Raw genomic sequence first — 22,924 nt, forward strand, 5'->3', positions numbered from 1 at the left:
TTATACAGTATGTATATCTCCCTTTTTTGAGCATGTCTTCATAAAAATTAGTAAAAGCACTCTATTGAGAGTGCTTTAAAATGGGTACCAGAAGCTTTGGAATACATTCAGCTTTAAGTAAACTGCAATAATCAAAATGATAATACCAACAAAAAGTGTGATGTAATCCTCCTTTTGTGCGTCTTTTGCATAGTACCACGTTCGTTTATCCTTTTTTCCAAAACCTCTTAAATCCATTGCATTTGAAACAGTATCAATCCTTTCTAATGAATGAATAATAAGTGGCCAAAAAATTAAAACACGGTTTTGCATACGAATCCACAAGCTCGCTTCTCCTTTTTCAAAAGGTACGCCTCTTGCTTCCTGCGCGTGTCTAATGATTATATATTCGGATTGAATGCTTGGTATATAACGCAGTGCAATATTTATTGCATATGTAATTTTATAAGGAACAGCAAATTTATTTAAGCTGCTTACAAATTCACTTCGACGAGTTGTATAAATAAAAAGAAGTGTAAATGGTAATAACGTAAAATATTTCAATGAAAGTGTAGCTGCATAAAATAAAGTTTCATATGTAATTGTTGCATAACCTATATAAAAAAAAGAGGTATACGATCCCGTTAATTCCGATCCATGGGTGGGCGTAATGAAAAGAATCATAACGGAATTTAATAAACTAAATGTAAATATAACGCTGAAAATAACTATAATTTTACGCAATTGAATTTTTGCAATTAAGAGGCCGATACATCCAACAATAAATAAAATTAGCAATATACGAAAATCAAAAAATAAAAAAGTAAGTGTCATACAAAATATAAATAAAGATAATTTAATTGCACCATCCATACGATACAAATACGTATTATGCATATTCCTCCCTCCTATTAGCTTCAATATAAAGTTGCACAAATGTTTCTGGAGTTGGAATTCCGCTTAATTTAGCTAGTTTTATTAATGAAATCTCCCGTAGATTAGCTCTTTGTAACGTTCCTTTATCCCCTAAAACAGCAGATACAGTATTGTCCGCAATAATTTTTCCTTCATGCAGAACTACCGCTCGATCTGCATATTCTAAAGCAAGATTCATATCGTGTGTGATAATAATAAAGGATATGCCCTTTTCAGCCAGTTTTCTAATAAACGACATAAACTGTTTGTAATGGTAATAATCTTGTCCAGCTGTCGGCTCATCTAATACAATAAGTTTTGGGTTTGTTATAAGTACAGATGCAATAGTAAGCCTCTTTTTTTGTCCATAGCTTAATGCCTGAATTGGCCAGTTACGAAATGGATATAATCCACAAATTTTTAAAGATTTTTCGACTCTTTTCTCAATCTCATCTTTAGAAACCTTTTTTAATTTTAATGAATATGAAACCTCTTCTAAAACAGTAGGCTGTGTAATCATTTGATTTGGGTTTTGCATAACGTAAGAAATAACTTCCCCGCGTTTACGAATAGACCAACAATTTATATTTTCTCCATCGAATATTATTCTCCCATTCTTCGTTTTATTTATTCCTATAAGAGTATGGGCTAATGTCGATTTCCCTGCTCCATTATGACCCAATAACGCTACTATTTCTCCCTCTCCTATTGAAAGGTTGATATCTTCTAAGGCTGTATGTTTGTTATTGTACGTAAATGATAAATTTTCTATCTTGCATAAAGCTTTTTTAATATATTTGTTTTTTGATGAAACTTGCTTATGCATCCAGTTCTTTAATAGGCTATGAACGCCTGCATTACGAAGATTTTCAATTGGAAATACCCTAACATTATTACTATCAAAATTTAATTTCTTTAGCGCCTCTATATAAATAGGTTCTCTTAGTCCGATATTTGGTAATATATTAGAATTTAAAATACTATCCGGTGAACCAACGGCAATAACTTCTCCCTCATCTATTAAAATAATTTTATCTAAATCAAGGTTTAAAATTTCTTCTATTCGATGTTCAATAATTACAATTGTTTTATTATATTTCTCATGTATATTTTTAATGAGTTCTATTGTATTCAAACTACATGCAGGATCCAAATTAGCTAACGGTTCATCAAATAATAATATATCGGCATTTGTCGTTAGCAGACCTGCAAGAGAGACTGTCTGTTTTTGACCTCCTGATAATTCATGCGGACTTTGTGTATGAAAGTCCTGCATGCTTACCTTTTTTAAAGAATCCGTAACAATCTTTTTCATTTCTATTTGATTTACACAATCATTTTCTAATGCAAATGCTACATCCTCTTCGACAGTAAGGCCTATAAATTGTGAATCTTGATCTTGCAATATTGTCCCTACGTGTTTACTCTGTTCAAAAACACTACCTTTTCTCGGATCCTTTCCAGCTATTAAAATGTTACCGGTACTTATCCCTTCGTAAGAAAATGGGATTAGCCCATTTATACAATGAGCTAATGTTGACTTACCTGAACCACTTCGTCCAGCGATAAGTACCTTTTCCCCAGGATATATTTGAAATGTAATATCTTTTAAAGTAGGCTGTGTGGTATGCCTATATTGAAAGGTAAATTGTTCAAAAGAAATAATTGGTTGCATGTATTCATCCCTACTTTTCAATTTTTAAATGTGTATGTTTCTTATTTGATTTCGCTAGACTGATCGTGATTGGTAAGCCAAGAACTAAAAATACGATAACGTCTGCAATTGTTGCGCCTAGTACTTGTATAACTATTTTGTCAAACGGTTCTCCCATCACAATAATATCGAATGCTCCAGCAAATATAATTGCTATGACAATACCAATTAACCCTGCAATTGCAAAAAAAGAAATATCACGGTTATTATACGTTCCATGTTTTACACTAAAACCAACTCTTTTTTGTATGAGTCCCATTGCAAAACCAATAATACCTGAACTAATAACCCATCCCCACCAAATACCCCAACCAGCGATCGTATCTGTAACGGTATGACCGATGAGTCCTATTAAAAGCCCTGCTACCGGGCCAAATAACGCTCCAAAAACTGTTAAAATAGCCAATGCGGGTTTAATAAATGTATTCGGCGCGATAGAAAATCCCCAAAGCCCTAATACCCCGTATAAAGCTGCTCCAATTCCAATAGCTACTACTAGCTTTGTCGTTAATTTGTTCATTACAATTCCCCTCTCGTATTATTCAACTTTTAATACTCTATATTTATTTTGAAAATGAATTATGCATCGACACTTCCTTTCTATACAACAAAAAATGACCTCTTAAATAAGAGGTCATTTTCTTTCACGTACAAGAATCCCCTTATCTTTCAAAAGACACATAGTGTCCTCTGCGGAATTAGCACCTTCCTATGTAATTACATAGGGGTTGCTGAGGCTTCAAAGGGCCGTTCCCTCTACCTCTCTGGATAAGTATGTATTTGTAATCTGTATTATGGCACTAACAATAAATAATTTCAATACTTTTCTTACTATTTTTATTTTTCGATAAATAGTTCATTTAAATCATTGTATTCTTATCGGAATTATGAAATAATAAATTCAAAATTGTTACGGGAGGAATGCATGATGAAAGTAATTGGCTTAATTGGCGGACTAAGTTGGGAATCAACATCGTTATATTATAAACATATTAATACACTAACTCTCTCTCAATATGATCAAAATGCGAAGCTTGTTTTATATAGTATGGACTTTGGTGAAGTAACTACATTATTACAAAATCATCAATATGAAGAAGTGAAAAATGAATTAGTCGCAGTAGCAAAAAAAGTAGAACACTCTGGAGCTGAATGTTTACTAATGTGTTCTAATACTGTACATCTATTTGCTGAGGAAGTAGAACAAGCAATATCAATCCCACTTCTTCATATCGGTGATGTAAGTGCTAAAGAAATGGTAGAACAGAATATAAAACGGATCGGATTATTAGGAACGAAACAAACAATGGAAGAAGATTTTTATACATCACGACTAGCAAAATATAACATTGAGACAATCATCCCAAATGACGAAGAAAGAACTTTTATCCATCACGTCATATTAAATGAATTAAGTAGAGGAATTATTTCAGAAACATCAAAAGAAAAACTAATACAAATTACCAATTCATTAATTAATAATGGGGCTGAAGGAATTCTACTTGGCTGTACGGAAATTCCTTTGCTCATTTCCCAAAATGATCTATCTGTTCCTGTTTTTGATACTGCTTATTTACATGCGAATACTGCTGTACAATTTGCTGGATAATAATATAAAAGCATACAGGTAGAGCCTCTATGCTTTTATATTATCCGAGCTATTTATTTAAAAGAGCATCAATAACTGCAATGGCTCTTTTGGAACCACCACACTCTAAAAAACTTTCATTCAGTTTTTGAATGCCATGTTTATACTTTTTATTTGAAAGAACGTCTGTTACCGCCTTTTTTAAAGTTTGCACATTAACATGCTCTTTCAATAATCTATGTGCTGCCTCAAGCTCAGTTAATCTTTGCGCTATCATAGGTTGATCTTTATCATGCGGTATTATCACAAATGGGACATTATAATGGATTGCATCGTGCACACTATTCATTCCACCATGTGTAATAAAAACATCTGCTTCACTTAATATTTCTGATTGAGGTACGTAAGGGGTTATAATAAAGTTGTCTGGCGCTTGCTTAATTTTTGAAATATCATTTCTATCACCAATCGCCATTACTACAATCCCTTCGAAATTTGAAAAAGCATCAATACAAGTATTAAAAAATGGTTCGATCCCTTCGAGAAGTGTTCCCATTGAAATATAAATAACTTTCTTTTTTGAAAGCAATTCAAGTGGAAACTTTACATTTGTTTTGCGCTTTATAATACTCGGTCCAATAAAAACATTGTTTTCTCCGAACGAATCGCTATTAGGTTGAAAATAACGACTTGTATACACGAGACTAATATCTCCCTTATTATGCATAAATTGAAGATTATTTTTGGGCTTTACTCCAAATTCATGTTCCATTTGATACAGTAACTTTTCAGAGAGTTCATCGGGTTGGAATTGTATTTCTGCATTTGGATGAAAAGGCAAGGTTTCCAATAATACTGGTGGAATTAAAAATATAGGAGAGGAAACTATGCCTGGAACTTGTAAATATTCCTTTACTAACTCTCCAGCACCAAATATATCATAAACTACGAAATCAAAATTAATGCTTTTACATAATCGTTTCGTAATTTCTAATATGTATAAAGAAGTTTGAACATGTACATGAAAGAAAGATTTTAATCCATATGAAGTTTCATTATCAATAGAAATCTCCTTTAATAAATCCGGATGAGTATGTACAATGGCTCCCAAAACTTCAAGCCTTTCCTTAAAGCTTTCCGTTGTAATATAGTGTACGTTATCACCTCTTTCAGTAAAGGCCTTTACTAAACTTAATGTAGGATTTACATGTCCCTCTGCAGGAAAATTAACTATTAAAATATTCATCACTTATTTCTCACTCCTTACAATTCAATGTTCTTATTAATCGTACTGTTATTATTACAAGCAATCTCCCCTTAATAGTCCCAATATACTTACTACTTTAGGTTGATAAATAATTATCAGACATTGAAAAAGGCATCTACATAAAATGTAGATGCCTAACTGTGATAAGGAGTGTTCTGTGAGGTTAGGATAAGCTTTTCTGCTTGTCCTATGCTATCAATATATGATTTATTTTGTAAAACGTGCATATCTAATAGAATTATTTTAACCATTTTATTTGATCAAATGGATAATATACCATTTTTACTTTACCTATTACATGTGACTCATTGATCAGTCCAAGTGTATTCCTACTATCCATACTATGATTACGATTATCACCTAGTACAAATAATTTATGCGAGGGAACTTTCATTTCTCTAAAGTTTGAAAAACGATTTGATACTTGTGACATATCTAACTGTATATACAACTCATCTCGCTTTTTACCGTTAATATATAACACATCGTTTCTTAATTGTACGTTATCCCCTTGTAATCCAATAATTCGCTTCACGTAGTATGTAGGCGAGTCTTCTTTTTTTATTATTACAACATCACCATGATGAAAAGAAGAAAAATAGATGCTAGCCTTATTAACTAGTATGCGATTATTCTCATTCAAAGTAGGTTGCATCGAAATTCCTTCTACCATACAAAATAAAAATAACTTATTAATAAAAATAATTCCTATTATAATTAAAATATAGCTACATATTTTTCTCCAATCCTTTAGAATCAATTGCTTCATATATACCTCATTTCTAAACTATTCGTATGTAAAAAACGTCTCTAGTTCATATAATTGCTAGAGACGTTTCGTATATTTTAATTCTCTTTAGAGTCATCTATTTTTGGTGCTTCGCCAGTTAATCGCTTATTTTTTAAATCAAAATAAGCATCTAAAACTTCTTTTCCAATATCAGAATTAATACCTGATTTATCATTTATAACCCAGGGCACAACAACAGAAAATGCTACTTCTGGATCGTCATATGGCGCATATCCTGCTAACGTTAAATTATAACATTCTCTTCGCTCACCTTTTTCATTTCTTCCAATATCACTTTCTCCACCGTATACTGTCTGTGCTGTCCCTGTTTTTCCCGCTGGTTTATACGGTGCTTTTTGGAATGCCCTTACTCCAGTTCCATCACCTTCTTGGAATACTCTCCTGAATCCTTCCTTTACTTGATTTATATAATCCTCTTTCATATCTATTTTATTTAAAACGATTGGTTCTACTGAATGCACCACTTTACCAATCTCATCTTTTTGCGCGGTTTGCTCTCTAACCTCTTGAACAATTTGTGGCTTCATTCGATATCCACCGTTTGCGATTGTTGAAATATACTGTACAAGCTGAAGCGGTGTATACGTGTCATACTGGCCAATTGAGTAGTCTAATAAGAAACCCGGCTGGTTATCTTTTTTACCAATTTGTCCAGCTGTTTCATTCGGTAAATCGATACCTGTTGGAACACCTAATCCAAATTGCCTAAAATAATACCTCATTTTATCAAAGTATTCCTGTTTAATATTTAATGAGCTATTTTTCACATAATCCACACCTGCAATTTTTAATGCTGTATTAAACATATAAACGTTAGAAGAAACTTGTAAAGCTCTTAGATCATCAATATTCCCAAACTCTTTCCAAGACTTCTTCTCCTTAGTTCCTTTAAACTTCATAGGCGCATCATAAAAATAAGTACCTGGTGTTATAGCTTTCGTTTCGAAACCAGTCAATATTGTCGCACCTTTAACAGTTGATCCAAGCTCATATGAACTTGTCATCGTACCTAAAGCATAATCTTCAACTTCTGTTTTCCCATCTTTTTCTACTAATTTTTTCCCTGCCATTGATAATACTTGACCATTTTTCGGATTTATCATTACAACGAAAGCACGGTCCAACATCGATTCTGAACCTTTATAGGCCTTTAATATTTTTTCTATGCTCTCTTCTACTTTTTTCTGTAATTCCATATCTATTGTTAAAGTTAAATTCTTGCCGCTTTTTCCTTCAGAAACTGTTTCCGTTCTAATTGTATTACCTTGTTTATCAGCAATACTTCTTACTTCTTTTTTCGTACCATGAAGCACATCTTCGTATTGCTGTTCGATGTAACTTTTCCCAACACGATCATTCCGGCTATACTCACGCACTAAATAATAATCTAATCGTTCACGTGGTAATCCTTCATTAGCATTCGAAACATTTCCAAGAACTGAACGGAATAAGCCATCATTTACATAGAGCCTTTCCCAATCAACTGATGCGTCTACACCTGGGAGATTTGCTAAATTTTCACTAATCACAGTATATTCCTTTTCACTAACATCTTTTTTAATAATTTGAGGTGCCATTTGATAACCTGAAGTCATTTTACTTTTAATAGCTAACACTTCTATATCCGTGGCTGTTAATTCTTGAAGATTTTTATCTGTGATGCGCTTTCTTTTTAACTCTTCTATTTTTTTGTCTAGGTCTTTTCCATTAATATCCTTTTCTCTGAACTTATCTATTTCTTTTTTAGATACTAAGTTTTGAGTAAGTTTTGGATTTAATTGCATCCAAAAATCTTTCTTATCAGTCTCGGTTAACTTATCAATATCTTCTTGCGGCATTTCAATTATTGCTGCAAGTTGTCTTGCGGTTTTTAACATTTCTTCCGCTTTTACACCTTTCACCTTTGTATATGTAATCGTACGTAAAGACTTATTGTCAACAACTGGATTACCTTCACGGTCATAAATTTTGCCGCGTGGTACTGTAAGATTAACAGTTGCATTCTCTCTTTTTTCTACTTCGTTTTTATATGTTTCTCCATCGAAAATTTGTACTTTGCCTAACTGGATTATAATTCCAGAAAATAATAAAAACACACAAAAGAATAAAATATTTAATCGTATAGGTAGTGCTCTACCACTCTTTTTCTCTTTCTTTTTCACCTTGTCATAATCTCCTCCTTACAACATTTCTAATAATTTTAAGCTTTCTATATTAAAAATAATGTACAATTTCCATACATTACTTTGTACGCATATTAATATAACGTTTAAAACTTAATAGAAATTAAAACAAACATAAAGAAAAGGTAAAGTTTACTAAATTAAATATAAAAATACCCAATAACAAAAGCTTAGCTTTGTTATTGGGTATTAAGTATTTTAGGAGTTAATATTAGAACGTATTGAAATACATCTATCATCACAATTTGATAGAGATTGTTTACTCTGAATTTTCGGCAAGTAAATAGTTACAGTTGTCCCGACGCCAACCTCACTCATTATACTTATTGTTCCTTGATGACCTTCAATTATTTTATAACTTAACATCAATCCAATACCGGTACCTTTTTCTTTCGTACTATAGAAAGGTTCACCTAATCTTTTAATTCTTTCTTCAGGTATTCCTATTCCTTCATCTATTACACTAATAATGACACCTTTTTTATGTATTTCTTTTATATGGATTGAAATTTTCCCGCCATCTAGCATTGCTTCGATTGAATTTTGCAAAATATTAATAAATACTTGTTTCAATTGATTTTCTGAACATTCAATGATTATCTCTTTGGAATCTGTAAATAGTTCAACTTGAATATTTGTCATGATTGCTTTTGTATTAATTAACGATACGACATTTTTAAAAATTTGATAAATATTTTTCTTTTCTGTATTTATTTCATCAGTTTTAGCAATCGACAAAAACTCTTGGAGGATTGCTTCTATTCTTTCTATTTCGGAAAGCATAAGGTCAAAATATTTTTCTTGATCTTCTCTATTAATTTGGAATAACTGTATAAATCCTTTAATTACAGTTAATGGGTTTCTCACTTCATGAGCTACACCGGCTGCTAATTGACCAATTGCCGCAAGTGTATCTGATTTATTTAGCAATTCTTCTGCCTTTTTCCGCTCTGTGATATCGCGTACAATGATCATAATTTTATCTTGTAATAATGGTAAACATCTAGCTTCAAAGAAATCGATACTTCCATTAATTGTTAGAAAATATTCTACAATTACATTCTTTCCTTCTTCTTTCAATTGGCGAATTGCTTCTTGAAATTGCTGTGCTACTGAAGACGGTAATATTTCGTAAAATTTTTTTCCCATAAAAGCTTCTGCAGGTACGTAAAATTTTGTAGGGGATCCTGCTTTATAATCTATAATTGTCCCATCATCTTCTGTTAAAAAACATAAATCTGGTAAAGCTTTAAAAATTAATTCTAATTCAGACGTTTGTTGTTTTAATTGCTCTTCTATCGCTTTTAAATGTGTAATATCTACCCCAACAGCCCAGTAACTAAATCCTGTTACAGGAAACTGCTCTGATATATTGGACCACATTATCGTTTTAATTTCACCATTTTTACATGTTAAACTCATTTCCCAATCTCTAAAATTTTTTCCACAAGTCAAAAATTTATTTTGTATTTGATTGCGATAATTATGGTCAGGATACAGTAATTGAAGAGCGTTTGGATTCCCAATAATTTCTTCAGCAGTATAACCTGTTACAATCTCGCATTCTCGATTCCACAAAACAAAATCTCCATTATAGTCAAGCGCATCAACCATAACAGGCATGTTTTGTAAGATCGTATGTAGTTCTTCCTCTTTTCGAGAAAGTAACGATGTATTTTTACTTTGAACTGCTTTTTTCATCCCAGTTATAATGAGGTTAGAAAGCATTTCAAAATATTTTTGGCAATTGAAAATTTCGCTTCGTTTGGACCATACAACAAAAGATCCTAAATATTGATTGTATAAGAAAAGGGGGATTTCAATTTTGGGAAGTTTACATACTTTCATTTCATTAATTCCAAATGAAAATATAGATTCGTTTTCAGCATCAAGAAGTTGATGTGATATGTTGGTTAATTTATAAAATTGTTCTGCCATGGTTTCTATTGTACTCACATCAATAAGTTCCATTAGCCGCGCATTCATTCCTTTTTCACCTCGATATGTAAAATTTATACAAATTAAAAATTCATACTTCTTCATTATACGAAGAAAGTGCTCCTAGGTATATAGCTGTAGAATAATTATTCGAACAAATTCTATTTTTCAATTAAAAACAGAAAATAATATGGGAGTGTTACGCGCTGCTAACAGCACTATAAAAATACAATAAACATAAAGTTCACAAATTTTTCATAACTTTCATGAAAAATATAAACATTTATTCCAATATATTCTATATAATTAGGTGTAATAAGGCTTCTATGAATCACATAGAATACCTTACCCCTAATAAAAAGAAAAAAGAATCTATTTGGATTCTTTTTTCTTTTTTTATTACATTACATATTTATATAAAGCATGTGCGACACCATGTTCTTCATTTGTTAACGTTTCGTATTGACACATCGCTTTTATTTCTTCAACTGCATTTCCCATTGCAATTGATATATTTGCTTTCTCCATCATAGAAACATCGTTTAAGCCATCACCTATTGCTACAGTGTTTTCAACTGGAATATTAAGATGTTCTGCTAAAGTATATAATCCATTTCCTTTTTGAGCATCTCGATGATTAATCTCTAAATTATGCCAATAGGAAGATGTAATAGCTAAATCTGTATTATGCAGAAACGTTTCTTTTAATTTTTTTAATTTCTCTATGTCATAAGAAAACGGTAAAAGTTTATGCACATGTATATCCATTTCTACAATTGGTTTACAACTTTCTGTACTATGAAATGCTGTATGCTCAAGGTATAATGCAGCAATCGTTTCTAACTCTTTCAAATCGAAATTCTCTTTTGCATTCCTCACATACTCGATTTCATTACGTACACTCTCTACTCCATAATCCGGTACATACACACCTTTATTAGTATAAAGCTGATAATACAAGCCATTCTCTTCAAGATATTCTACAATCTCAAGTGCCTGCATATTTTGAATTGGGTATCTCTTCATCATTTTTTTATCTTTATATATAAGTGCACCATTCTCCGCGATAATCGGACACTCCAAATCAACTTCTAACAATAGTCGTTCAATATCCACAATAGAACGTCCAGTACAAATTGCTACAACATGGCCAGCTTCTTGACATTTCCGAATTGCTTCTGCATTCTCTTTACTAATCATTTTATTCCCTGAAAGAAGGGTTCCATCTAGATCAATTGCGATTAATTTCATTATTTCTTCACCACTTTCTATAAATACACGAGATCTATTTAACAAAAAGGTATCGTTTTCATATTGAGCTCGTTAAGTACTTCTTATTTATAATTTATGAAAAGCGTTTCAGGTCAAGAAATAATTAATAATAAAATCAAAAACTTTTCTTTTTAAAGAAAAGTTTTTGATTTTAAACTATGAACTATAACTAATATATTTCGTCTCACACATATACACATTCTTTTCTTCAGTTGGGACATATACTTTAAACTTTTCTAAACGTTTTCCGTATATATGAATAGTGATTACGCTTTCATTTCCGGATATTTCTAGAATATGACAATCAGCTGGTGGAATTACTTTATCTGTTTCGCCTTCTCCCAAATAAAGATTTCCTGTATGTGTTAAATAAGAAAGTGAATTTCCAAGTTGCTTCGTTTGAACAAAGTTCTGCACCATTATCCTTCCTGAAAAAACGCCTTCTACTCCCCATGTGCCATCATGATCATGTAATGGTGTAGATTGTCCATCTTTCCATACGAGAGCTAATACTTCAAAACGTTTTAACGGATCTTCATACAGTAAGTGTCGTGCATATTGAGCCGAATTCACCTTCTGTTTATCTAACGGAAGCCATGTTTTCTTTTCTAAAAGTTCTTCTAGTAATGTTTCAATTTCACACACGATTTGTTCTTCCAATAAATCACCATCTATTAAATCAGTTACAGCTTTAATAAATATTTGAAACGTTTTACTCCCATCGCACGTTAACATAAGCATCCTCCTCCACTCTTCTTTCACACACTTCCATACTAAATAGACCACTAAAAATTTACAATTGAGAAATAAAAAAACAAGGTACAGTAATTTTGTACCTTGCTGAACGTTTTACCTAGTTTTCAAAAGAATAGGTAAGTATTTTAATGTTTGTTCATTTTCTAATATACATTTTTCTAAATTGAACGATGGAGATAACTCTATTTTTTCAAAGGCATTGATAAAGGTAGTTAATGCAATCTCAGCTTCTAAACGTGCAAGTGGCGCCCCTAAGCAAAAATGAGGACCTTTACCAAAGGTTAAATGCTTTTCATTTCCTATTCTGTGTAAATTAAATTTAGAAGCTTGTAAGAACTTTTTCTCATCTAAATTTGCTGCACTTACCCATGCAACAATCATTTGATCCTTTTTCATAAAAGGTCCAAATGTATTTGTGTCCTCTGTAATCCGCCTAGCTAATGTAACGGGAAAGCGATAGCGTAATACTTCCTCAATCGATTTTGAAATTAATGTAGGTTCTTTTCTTAACTCTTCATATATTCCAGGTGAATCCACTAAAAAGCAATAAAAGCTATTAATAATTAAATTTGTAGTTGTTTCATTACCTGCCGCTAATAAGCCTAAAGAAAAAGTAACTATTTCTTCATCAGTTAATCTTTCGCCTTCATATTCAGCTCGTATTAAATCTGAAATAATATCGTCGGTTAAATGATACCTTTTCTCTTGAACAATTGGAAGCAGGTAAGTTTTAAATTCATTTAACGCAATTCCTTTTTCTACATCCAAATCGTTAAATTTTTCTTTACTATATGGCATAAATAAAATATCAGACCATTCTTTAATTTTTTTACGGTCAGTTGTTGGCACTCCTAATAAATCGGATATGACGGTAACAGGTAAAGGTGCAGCAAACTCTTCAACGATATTAACCTCACTATATTTCCCGATATGTTGTACAAGTTCATTTGCGATAGACTGATATGTAAATATAATAAAAAACGAATGATTAATAGAAATATTCTACGCCACTCGTTTTTTATCGGACTTCTTTTTACTGTACTTTTATTTTCTTTATGAGTTATTAGAAAAATAATTGTCTATATAAGTCTTTATTTTTTCAAAATCCTTTTCCATAAATAAGATTACTGGTACTTCAATTATTGGAAGATTATTTTCATTATCAAAAGGTGGACACGGTTTGGGAACTACCAAATAGTCAACTGAGTTTTTATCCCTAATATAATTAATTGAAACATCATAATACTTAGAAAAATATTCCTTCAAATCATCCTGATTCCTTAAAAATGGTAGAGAAAATATTGAACCATAATTTATACCAGCGTCGACAATTAATACAAAGCATATTTTTTTCATGATACACCCTCCTCGTATAATAAGTTTTAAGTTAATAACTGTTCCTTGAAAATTAAATAGTTTTTATCTTCAAGAGCTACATCAAAAAAATGATGTATGGGTAAAATTTAGTCTTGGATAAGGTCACACTGATAAAAACAGGTTTCTTTTTTCTTTATATTCAATTAAATTATATCATTATTTTACATGAATTTCCAGAATTTGTTTTTTTTATTTTATTGGTAAACTTATGCTTAGCATGAATTGGAGGGATATATATGATAGATTATAGAATAATTTCAAGAGAAAACTATTCAAATAAGATTGGAGAGCTTGTAACAATGCTTGAACATACAAGAGATGTTACATTGAGCGAAATCTCCAATTTAAACCAAAGTGATTTAGATTTCTTACCAAACGGTAGTTCAAACACTATTGGTTCTCTCTTATCACATATTGCAGCGATGGAGTTTGTTCATCAAGTTATCTCGTTTGAAAAAAAGATTTAACTGAAAGTGAATATCTAAAGTGGCGAATTTCTTTAGAACTTGGAGACAAAGCAAGGGAAGGAATAAAAAAGCAATCTTTAGATTATTATTTGAATGAATTATCACAAGTTAGAGAAAATACACTAACATATCTGAAATCAAAACAAGATAGCTGGTTATTCGAGGAAAACAAGTGGGATAATGGTGTGCCTTATAATAATTACTACTTGTGGTTTCACGTTATGGAAGACGAAATTAATCATCGTGGACAAATAAGAACAATTAAGCGATTGATGGGAATGAATAAATAAATCTTATTCAACCAAAGGGTGCTTTACTTGAGAAAGTCACTAGAAGAGTCAAATGATAACTATGAACTGCCCCCAATTGCTAGGTTTTGTTTAACAATTGGGGGCAGTTCATTTATAGCGCATAGGTAATCAGCTTTTTGTTAATCATGAGGTAGATATTTTTAACTAAAAAACTAATAATGGAAATATATCACAGCTTATGACCCGTTTTTACACGTATCTCGGCTGAACCCCATAATACACTGTATCCCGCTCTTCGGCGCTTCGAAAATATGGGCGCTATAACGAAAAAAATACATAAACAAGTCGGAAAGCCAAATCGAAATATGTACGACATAACTGAAACAGGAGAAGAAATTTTTTCTGAAATGTTAAGAGAGTTTCCCGAAAAGATTGCGACAAATAACGCTGAGTTCCTTGTGCGTATCGCGCTATTTGAAAAACTTGATTACGAAGCTAGAAAAGAAATTTTAACAATACGCCAAGACGTACTACATAAACAACTTACTGCTATTCAATCTTTACATGTTAGCTCATCTTTTATTACAGAAGTCATTGAATTTAGTAAATCACGTATTGAACATGAATTGCTCTGGATTGCATCACTTATGAAGAAAATATGAAAAAATAAAAAGAAAAGTTAAAAACAATGAATGAAAATGAGATTTATTATCAATACTATAATTAATAAAAGGGCAACCACGATTTGGCTACCCTTCAAAAATTTATACTTCTGGATCAAAAGTTTTGCAATCTGTTTCTTCAGTTGTAGATGCATGTTTACCTTTATGACTTACTACATAAATTGCATCTGCACTACATTTATTGCCGTTAGCCCAAAATTTACAGTTGTTTACTTCACATAAAACGTCTTGTGCCATAGTATCACACCTCCTTGTTCTATTATCATTAACAAAATTCGGAGGTATGATACTCTTTGTCATGCATTTTTTATTACCTTTTTAACTTTCTTAATGGTTCAATATCTCCTTGTACAATAGCATCTATATTTTCGGTTATTTTTTCAATGTCAAAATGCCACCATTGAATTTGCAATAATTCTTCTATTATTGTATTTGTGAATCGTTCCTTTATTTTATTTGCAGGGTTTCCGCCAACAATTGTATATGGTGCGACATCTCTAGTCACAACAGATTTAGCTGCAATGATTGCACCATCCCCTATTTTTATTCCGGGCATAATAGTTGTATCCATACCAATCCAAACGTCATTTCCTATAACTGTATCACCTTTGTAAGGTAAATCAGACAAACTAGGTGTATACTTCTCCCACCCATTTCCAAATATATTAAATGGATATGCCGAAAATCCATCCATCCGGTGATTCGCTCCGTTCATAATAAAGATAACTCCATTTGCAATACAACAAAACTTTCCAATGGTAAGCCTATCTCCAATAAATTCATAATGATATAATACTCGATCTTCAAATGTTTCTCCATCTTTCGCATCATAATAAGAATAGTCACCAACAAATATATTAGATTTCGTTATTGTATTTTTTATAAAATGAACGTTTTGATTTCCTTCAATAGGGTATTTAACATTTGGATTAGGATTCATGTTGCACAGCACTTCCTTTACCATTCATTTCACTTTCTACTGCTATTACTGGCTTTAAATTGTATATAGGCAAAATAAACAATAGTCCAATTATAAATAGTAGAGCCGTTCCCTCGTACATCGTACCTAATGAAAACATCTCCTTTAAGGAACCAGCTATACTCATCGTTACTACCATTGAACCGGTGAATAGTGGACTTAAAATGCCGTTCACGCGACCAATAAAATCGGTATCGCTATTTTGAATAATGAGCGTATTAATACCAATTTGGATACATGGAAGAGCTAAACCACTAAAAAGTTGTGCCGTAAGTGTCACCCATAAATTTGTGGAGTAGCCTATAATACCAATTCCAATTGCCTGACCGAGCATCCCTACAATTAACATCTTTTGGGGAGCAACGTTTTTCGCAAATACCATCGCTAAAGCCCCGCCAACAATCATTCCCGCACCATTTACTGTTAGTAACCATTGTAAACTCTCTTTTGATAACCCTAACTGCTCAGTCACAATAAAGATGCCTAGTGGCTGAATTAAACCTATACCTAGTCCAGCTGCCATAAAACAAAACCCTAGCAAAGTTAATGCTTTTTTCTTTTTTACATATTTAATACCATCCAGCATTTCCTGTAACAGCGTAATTTCTTTCTTCTCATTATCATTCTCAAGATCTTTCGGAAGAAATAACAACACAGCTGCTGCAAGTAAAAAAGCGATACCTGTTATGATGATTGAAATATAAATTCCAAAACTATGAAAAATAAATGTTCCAAGAATCGGTCCTAACACCATAAAAATCGCAAATATTGTTTGATATATAGACATCGCTAATTGAATTTGTTCCGTTGATAAATGCTGTTTAAACAACTTCATACCAGATGGTTGAGAAAACTGCGAAAGGATTGCAGAAATAAGCGTCACAAAAAACACGATTTTCCACGTTCCAAACATAAGAGTAATTAATACAGCGAATACGGAAATAGAACTTAACGTCTCACACCATATCATTGTCTTCTTTGGCTTCCACCTATCAGCAAAAGTTCCACCAATGAATGAGAAAATAAAAATGGGAGCAAATTCAGCAACCGAAATCATCGAAATGGCAAAAGCATCACCTTTCGTCATTTCCATAACATAAAGTAATATCGCAAAGTTACGAACCCAAATACCAACTTGTAAAAATAATGCTGATGCTAGAATCCCTTGCACAAATCGATTTTTTAATACTTGTGATACCCCATGATTTTGTTTCGTTTCTGCAGTCGTCGACATAAAAAAGCCCCCTATTTCGTGTTCTGAACAGGAGGCAGCACAAATCATATGAAAAGACTATATATTCGCAGTGCGAAACACATCCCTTTTCTATATATGCACATACTAATCCTATTCAGAAGAATATTTCGTTTTTTAACGAAGATCTCTTACAAATAGAATTAGTTGATCATTGGGATGTTTTCACCCTTCCGTTTCGAATTTAAATAACACATACATACTCTATGTTAATCATTTGTCGTGTATGCATGTCTCAATATAACTATTCTAAAAAGACAATGGTAATTCCTCTAAAGAACGCATTAAATAATTACCTTGCCAATTAATTTTTTCACGCTCACCTTTTATTTGTAACGATGGCATCCGTTTAAACAAAGTAGTAATAGCAATCTTTGCTTCCAACCTAGCAAGTGGTGCTCCTAGGCAGAAATGACTACCATGCCCAAAGGCAATATGACGGTTATTTTCTCGTGTAATATCAAATACTTCTGGTTTTTCAAATACGGTTTCATCACGGTTTGCTGAAGCTAATGCGATAATAACCATATCTCCTTTTTGGATTGTTTGTTCGTGAATTTGAAACGGCTCAGCCGCCCATCTTGCAGTCGTCACCTCAACTGGAGAATAATAACGCAATCCTTCCTCAATAGCTGAATCAATTAATTTCGGATTATCTTTTAATAACTGTAATTGCTTCGGATTTTCAAGAAGTGCTAATACCGTATTTGTTATTAAATTCACTGTCGTCTCGTGTCCGGCTACAATTAATAACATGATCATTGAATATAGCTCTCGAGCACTAAGTTTATGCCCTTCATTTTCTGCAAGTATTAACGCACTAACCAAATCTTCTTTTGGATTTTTCCGTTTTACATCAACTATATATTGAAGATATGTAATAAACTCAGATAGTTGTTTTTCGGTTTCTTTTATTTCTTCAGGTGTTTCTGGCGATGCAATGACGGCATGAGACCAAATTCTAAATTTCGCTTGATCCTCTTTTGGAATTCCAAGCATCTCACTTATTACAATAATCGGTAATGGGAATGAATAATCATCTACAAGATTTAATGTACCTTTTTGCTCTATCTCATTTATTAAATCATCCGCTACTCTCTGAATTCTTCCGTCTAATTGTGAAATCATCTTTGGTGTAAAAGCTTTTTGAACTAAAGATCGTAAACGACTGTGGTTAGGTGGGTCCGAATTTAACATATGCGTTGTTAAATGATCACTATTGTCAACAGAAAGAAACATGTTCATTGTATCTTTAGAAAAAACATTATTTGGATCTTTTTTTAAGCGATTATCTTTTAAAAGTGGCAGAGCATCTTCATATCTTGTAATGAGCCATTCTGTACCAATCTCGACTTTATTGACAAATAAAATAGGTTGCACTTTTCGCGATTCTTTATAAATCTCATAAGCATCTTCTTTAAACTGAGCAGAAGCTAAATTAATGCCATCCTCTATTTTTCGGCCAACCTTATTTTTTATTGACATTACATTCCCTCACTCTCAATTATTTGTGTAAATCAACCTAACATTTGAATTATACTTCAATAAAAACTAGAAAATTGTAAATTTTTAATTAAAATCTTACTTCGTATATTGAAAAATAAAAAAGTGAGAGAGTAAAATTATTCTACTCTCTCACTTCCTATTATGCGAAGCACATAAAATTACTAATTTGTTGATATCGATAACTTACTTTACGACGACGACCACCTTGCCAAGTGTAACCTGAAACCCCGCTTCTTCTTACCTCGGTTGGAAAGAACCATAAATCTCTTCCGAAAGGACCAGGTCGATGTAAACGTAAATAGCCCCATCTTCCTAGACAGTTACACATCCAAGATTTCATATTGCCTGCTTGTGCTGGAGAAGCAAATGTGGACGGTAACGACGGAGCTTGTGACGGTGGTGGTGATGTTGGAGCATCTTCCGCATCATCTGGTCTATAGTCTTCTTGTTCAATATCTCTCACTTCATTTGTAGATTCATAACCGTAGTTTTGTGGATTATAATACATCTCTTGATCATATGGATAGTTTTGTTGGTTATACATAATAACCCATCACCTTCTTTTCATTTGTTTCTTTTAACATTCATATGTGATACGCCATTCATAGGAAGCTTATGTATAGCCTAAATTCATCTAAAAAAAGCTCGTATTTTAAAAATACGAGCTTTTTTATAAACAAAACATATTTTTTATTTTATTAACTTCACACTATAAAAACGCATTTGATCTAACGAACCTTCATATTCAAATACTTCTTGCTTAATTAATTCTTTCAAGCGATATTCCAAAAACGTATCCCCAACCAATTGATCCGCAAGTCCAAGTGCTTCACCTATTACTCTCGGAGCTTTATGAAACTCTTTATCTGCTCCTACATTTTTCGCACACTCAATAATGAATTGATCAAAATAACCTTCTTGTACAGAATGCACTTCATCGTCTTTCCAAACTCTTAAAAATTCCATGCTATTCGATAAACTATCCCACTCGTGTTCAAGATTCACTCTGCTTTTTTTAGTTAAAAACGGTGATTCTGCAAAACTATTTTGGAAAGTAGCTAAACTTTCAGGCGATAATTCTCCCGTTCCACGTATATCATACTCTTGGTTTAATATTTCTCTACTCATTTCAGATGTATTAATGATTCGAATATTTTTCTTACCTTTTAATTGCGCCATTACAAAACAAAGGCCTACATGTTCATGTGCGTTATCTGCCTTCCAAATGGTAATCGGTGTTTCATTAGGAATAGAATGTAGCTCTTCTAAAGTTTCCATAAATTTCGGTAAATATTCTTCTTCAAAATAACTATCATAAGAAGTTAAGTTGTTTAATAACCATTGCTGTCTTGCGAGTTGCCCTTTATTCGTATGTAATTGATTAATCGGTCCAATTGAAAAGAATTCAGAGAATGCAACAACACTCTCCTCAAATAGTTCTTCTTGACTTAACATATATTTTAAACACCCAGTTGTTGAATCATCAAAAGCGATATGAATGTGTGTACTTTCTTTTACATTCTTTTTATAAGATGTATTACTCGTTAGTTGCTTAGGTATACTTATCAAGTGTTTAATCGTATCTTCACTATAGTTCTCTTCTAATAAATCTAATTGTATAAGAATGCTTTGCAGTAAATGTTTTGCTTCATCTTCGTACATATCCTCTACAACATTTTTGATTTTATCTATCATGTAAATCCCTCTATTCATTACTAAAATAACGTAGATTATAGTGTATCATTTTAGTAACGGTGTTTTAAAGTTTTTTATAGATTATATCTAATTATAATTTCATATTAGTACAGTGATATATTAGCGTTAGTTTATGTTTATTTCGTATAGATGTTAACATTTCAGTACACTTCTTCTATTACACATCACTTTCACAGTATTTTTTATTTATTTTTAAAACGCTTTGTAAATTCTTTTATTTAAATGTATATTTATATAGAAAATAAAAATTACAGGAGCAATATCTATGGAGAAAGTACATACTTATTACAAACATTATTTAAAAAATTGGAGATTTATGTTCATTTGCATATTACCTGCTGTTGCTTTATTATACACTTTCGATGTCATCTTTGAACTACTGTTCCACCAAGATTTCTACTTGTCTAATTTAATATCTGCCATAATATTATTTTTATTATTTATTAATATTAAAGATAAGTTTCAAGTCAAAGATTAAAGAAATTTATGATAACTTCTGTTTTAATTTTGAATACTTTATTTTTGAAAGTGCTCTGCTTTATCAAAAGGTGATGCGACGTTCATCACCTTTTTTTATTTCTACAAAATGAATTTTTCATTAGATTTTTTATCAATATCGTTTATTGACTTTCCCTACAATTTGATTCAAAATAAAATAGTTCAGCGATGAACAATTTCGAGTTGAATTATTTTAAAATGAAAGGAAGTTATTACTTTGAGTCTACATAAACAAGGTATCAAACAAGCCAGTGAAATTGTCCATTCATTTGTAAAAATAAACAAAGAAATTATAAAGTTTACTCATCAAAACGCTTCTACGTTAGGATTAACAGTTCAACAAATGGGCATCTTAAATTCAATTTATGCAACTCCTAATACTACTCTTAAAGATATCTCAGAACGCCTTTCAGTTCCTAAAAGCACAATGAGTGTAAATGTAGATGAGTTAGTTAATTTAGGATTAATTGAGCGAAAACAATCACATGAAGATCGTAGAGAAATACAATTAAAAGTAACAACAAAAGGACAAGAAATATCTAAGAGATCCATTGAAAACTCTACTTCTTATAAAGCAATGGAACTAGCACTAGAACAACTGTCTGAAGAAGATATCCAAACCTTATTACGTATCCATAATGACTTACTAAATTCTCTACAACATTTTAAATAATTCGTCTCAATCATAAATCAAAACCAATCTGATTTTTTGTTTTTGATTTATGAAACAGCTAGCTTTTGCTAGCTGTTCTTTTTATGGTTCTTTATCATTCTCTTGAGATTAAATGACTAGAACAAGCATACCTTGTCATATGTTTTAAAAAAGATAAGGGACGTGACAACATTGGATAACAATAACAATCAATTTGTTTTTCATACAATAAAAAGTTCGGCAATTAAAAAATTTGTAATTATCGATTTAATTACTGGAACAGGAATTTATTGGACCGTTAATTTCATCTCCTCAAGTGCATTACTTGCAATTATTAGTTGTGTTTTGGGAACAAAAAAAATAAAAAAAATGCAACAGTCTTAAAACTCCAAACAAAAATCTATCTGACCAAAATGAAATTTCTATAACAAACCGTTATGTTTCTGCTTGCAATCTTTATAGTAGTTTTTGAATGGGTGTCTTTCCTTTTTAAATGTGCCCTTATATTTCTTTAGAAACTCATCATCCGACATAACTTTCACGTCAACGGTTTCAGGCATTTTCTTCATCCTATTTAATTTCTCTCATACCGTTTCCCTTCACTTGTCCACTTCTTCTTTATCTTCCCAAATCGGTATTTTTTCTTGTCCACCTCTTTTTTTCGGTTGTATATCAAGGGATCTATCCAACTGGTGTAACTCTTCACCAGTTGGGCACGCTTTATTCATTAGCTGAATGACTGTAATAATAACGTCTATCTTTTCGCTCGATGATATCGTCAATTTCGTATGTAACTTGAGTTCGTTATTCTTTTATTAGTCTCATATCATTCATCTACAAGGCTACCTTAATCGCCATATTTAGTGCTTTCGATTAGTTAGCGTCTTTTATATTCCACGTAATTGTGTGATATTCATTATTTTTTTCTCCTTTGCTTCACTGATTAACTGGGTGATTTCATATACACCATATAGAATATATTCCACCAGACTTCACTCCTTGAATACTTTTCAAAAAAACAATACATACTATTTTCAAGCCGCTGTATCCACGGCTGGTACTTCTTTCTTTTGTTACAGCGAAGCAGATAGGTTCTTCACTTATCTGCTTTCTCTGTATA

General features: G+C 31.9%; 22 protein-coding genes, 2 pseudogenes and 1 riboswitch. Of the genes and pseudogenes, 6 read left to right on the forward strand and 18 right to left on the reverse strand.

All coding sequences use genetic code 11. From position 1 onward, the window contains the following. Positions 1-75 precede the first annotated feature (75 nt). The 3 genes from MR066_RS00885 to MR066_RS00895 are packed head-to-tail and all read right to left on the reverse strand — an operon-like array spanning position 76 to position 3,128. Positions 76-876, reverse strand: a complete 801-nt coding sequence (locus tag MR066_RS00885) for an energy-coupling factor transporter transmembrane component T family protein (RefSeq protein ID WP_242245646.1) — start codon at positions 874-876, stop codon at positions 76-78. Beyond that, positions 869-2,569, reverse strand: coding sequence for an ABC transporter ATP-binding protein (locus tag MR066_RS00890; protein WP_242245647.1), 1,701 nt, complete (start codon positions 2,567-2,569; stop codon positions 869-871). Before MR066_RS00890 ends, MR066_RS00885 begins: the two co-directional genes overlap by 8 nt. Before the next feature lie 10 nt (positions 2,570-2,579). After that, on the reverse strand, positions 2,580-3,128 hold the full coding sequence (locus tag MR066_RS00895; protein ID WP_242245648.1) for an ECF-type riboflavin transporter substrate-binding protein: 549 nt from the start codon (positions 3,126-3,128) through the stop codon (positions 2,580-2,582). A 139-nt stretch (positions 3,129-3,267) separates the two neighbouring features. Continuing rightward, positions 3,268-3,383, reverse strand: a riboswitch (SAM riboswitch). 150 nt (positions 3,384-3,533) lie between these two features. On the opposite strand from MR066_RS00895, the gene MR066_RS00900 reads away from it, so the two are divergent. Then, the gene (locus MR066_RS00900; protein ID WP_002127641.1) at positions 3,534-4,217 is read left to right on the forward strand and encodes an aspartate/glutamate racemase family protein; all 684 of its coding nucleotides are present in this window, start codon (positions 3,534-3,536) and stop codon (positions 4,215-4,217) included. Positions 4,218-4,266: 49 nt separating this feature from the next. Here MR066_RS00900 and MR066_RS00905 read toward each other — a convergent pair whose 3' ends face one another. From MR066_RS00905 to MR066_RS00940, 8 genes and pseudogenes are all read right to left on the reverse strand, one after another. Beyond that, complete coding sequence (locus MR066_RS00905; protein WP_242245649.1) at positions 4,267-5,445, reverse strand: macrolide family glycosyltransferase; 1,179 nt, start codon at positions 5,443-5,445, stop codon at positions 4,267-4,269. Between the two features lie 256 nt (positions 5,446-5,701). Next, positions 5,702-6,232, reverse strand: coding sequence for a signal peptidase I (gene lepB, locus MR066_RS00910; RefSeq protein WP_219302480.1), 531 nt, complete (start codon positions 6,230-6,232; stop codon positions 5,702-5,704). Positions 6,233-6,309: 77 nt separating this feature from the next. Then, positions 6,310-8,436 carry a peptidoglycan D,D-transpeptidase FtsI family protein gene (locus tag MR066_RS00915; protein WP_242245650.1) on the reverse strand — a complete coding sequence of 709 codons (2,127 nt, stop codon included), beginning with the start codon at positions 8,434-8,436 and terminating at the stop codon, positions 6,310-6,312. Between the two features lie 219 nt (positions 8,437-8,655). Next, complete coding sequence (locus MR066_RS00920; RefSeq protein ID WP_242245651.1) at positions 8,656-10,443, reverse strand: PAS domain-containing sensor histidine kinase; 1,788 nt, start codon at positions 10,441-10,443, stop codon at positions 8,656-8,658. A 351-nt stretch (positions 10,444-10,794) separates the two neighbouring features. Next, positions 10,795-11,646 carry a Cof-type HAD-IIB family hydrolase gene (locus MR066_RS00925; protein ID WP_002085231.1) on the reverse strand — a complete coding sequence of 284 codons (852 nt, stop codon included), beginning with the start codon at positions 11,644-11,646 and terminating at the stop codon, positions 10,795-10,797. Between the two features lie 177 nt (positions 11,647-11,823). Beyond that, on the reverse strand, positions 11,824-12,402 hold the full coding sequence (locus MR066_RS00930) for a cysteine dioxygenase family protein (protein ID WP_242245653.1): 579 nt from the start codon (positions 12,400-12,402) through the stop codon (positions 11,824-11,826). A 114-nt stretch (positions 12,403-12,516) separates the two neighbouring features. Then, positions 12,517-13,383: pseudogene (locus tag MR066_RS00935) on the reverse strand (cytochrome P450); the annotation flags it as partial. A gap of 93 nt (positions 13,384-13,476) precedes the next feature. Further along, positions 13,477-13,779: a hypothetical protein gene (locus tag MR066_RS00940; RefSeq protein WP_242245655.1), complete on the reverse strand. Its 303-nt coding sequence runs from the start codon at positions 13,777-13,779 to the stop codon at positions 13,477-13,479. 257 nt (positions 13,780-14,036) lie between these two features. Between MR066_RS00940 and MR066_RS00945 the strand changes: the two are divergent. Together MR066_RS00945 and MR066_RS00950 are read left to right on the forward strand one after the other, a co-directional pair. Then, positions 14,037-14,557, forward strand: a pseudogene (locus MR066_RS00945) (DinB family protein). Between the two features lie 218 nt (positions 14,558-14,775). Further along, entirely contained in the window at positions 14,776-15,180 is a 405-nt protein-coding gene (locus MR066_RS00950) for a PadR family transcriptional regulator (RefSeq protein WP_131246285.1), read from the forward strand. A 102-nt stretch (positions 15,181-15,282) separates the two neighbouring features. Here MR066_RS00950 and MR066_RS00955 read toward each other — a convergent pair whose 3' ends face one another. The 6 genes from MR066_RS00955 to MR066_RS00980 all read right to left on the reverse strand — a co-directional run bounded on the left by MR066_RS00955 (position 15,283) and on the right by MR066_RS00980 (position 20,633). Then, a complete protein-coding gene (locus tag MR066_RS00955) occupies positions 15,283-15,438 on the reverse strand; it encodes a DUF1540 domain-containing protein (protein WP_000046089.1) in 156 nt (51 codons plus the stop codon). A gap of 73 nt (positions 15,439-15,511) precedes the next feature. Continuing rightward, positions 15,512-16,141, reverse strand: a complete 630-nt coding sequence (locus MR066_RS00960) for a Vat family streptogramin A O-acetyltransferase (RefSeq protein WP_242245657.1) — start codon at positions 16,139-16,141, stop codon at positions 15,512-15,514. Continuing rightward, positions 16,131-17,414: an MFS transporter gene (locus tag MR066_RS00965; protein ID WP_002127654.1), complete on the reverse strand. Its 1,284-nt coding sequence runs from the start codon at positions 17,412-17,414 to the stop codon at positions 16,131-16,133. Before MR066_RS00965 ends, MR066_RS00960 begins: the two co-directional genes overlap by 11 nt. Positions 17,415-17,681: 267 nt before the next feature. Next, on the reverse strand, positions 17,682-18,917 hold the full coding sequence (locus MR066_RS00970; protein WP_242245659.1) for a cytochrome P450 family protein: 1,236 nt from the start codon (positions 18,915-18,917) through the stop codon (positions 17,682-17,684). A 160-nt stretch (positions 18,918-19,077) separates the two neighbouring features. Continuing rightward, a complete protein-coding gene (locus MR066_RS00975) occupies positions 19,078-19,482 on the reverse strand; it encodes a hypothetical protein (protein WP_002032464.1) in 405 nt (134 codons plus the stop codon). A 146-nt stretch (positions 19,483-19,628) separates the two neighbouring features. Next, a complete protein-coding gene (locus MR066_RS00980; RefSeq protein ID WP_242245660.1) occupies positions 19,629-20,633 on the reverse strand; it encodes a DUF1835 domain-containing protein in 1,005 nt (334 codons plus the stop codon). Positions 20,634-20,919: 286 nt separating this feature from the next. Here MR066_RS00980 and MR066_RS00985 point away from each other — a divergent pair, with 286 nt between their 5' ends. The 3 genes from MR066_RS00985 to MR066_RS00995 all read left to right on the forward strand — a co-directional run bounded on the left by MR066_RS00985 (position 20,920) and on the right by MR066_RS00995 (position 22,188). Then, positions 20,920-21,132 carry a hypothetical protein gene (locus tag MR066_RS00985; protein ID WP_002127657.1) on the forward strand — a complete coding sequence of 71 codons (213 nt, stop codon included), beginning with the start codon at positions 20,920-20,922 and terminating at the stop codon, positions 21,130-21,132. Positions 21,133-21,369: 237 nt separating this feature from the next. After that, positions 21,370-21,825, forward strand: coding sequence for a MarR family winged helix-turn-helix transcriptional regulator (locus MR066_RS00990; protein ID WP_002127658.1), 456 nt, complete (start codon positions 21,370-21,372; stop codon positions 21,823-21,825). Between the two features lie 171 nt (positions 21,826-21,996). Next, entirely contained in the window at positions 21,997-22,188 is a 192-nt protein-coding gene (locus MR066_RS00995; RefSeq protein WP_000369808.1) for a hypothetical protein, read from the forward strand. Between the two features lie 215 nt (positions 22,189-22,403). Here MR066_RS00995 and MR066_RS01000 read toward each other — a convergent pair whose 3' ends face one another. After that, a complete protein-coding gene (locus tag MR066_RS01000; protein WP_219302500.1) occupies positions 22,404-22,586 on the reverse strand; it encodes a hypothetical protein in 183 nt (60 codons plus the stop codon). Between the last annotated feature and the right edge of the window lie 338 nt (positions 22,587-22,924).

This window comes from Bacillus cereus group sp. BfR-BA-01523 (genome assembly GCF_022662615.1).
In the GTDB taxonomy this organism is placed as follows: domain Bacteria; phylum Bacillota; class Bacilli; order Bacillales; family Bacillaceae_G; genus Bacillus_A; species Bacillus_A mycoides.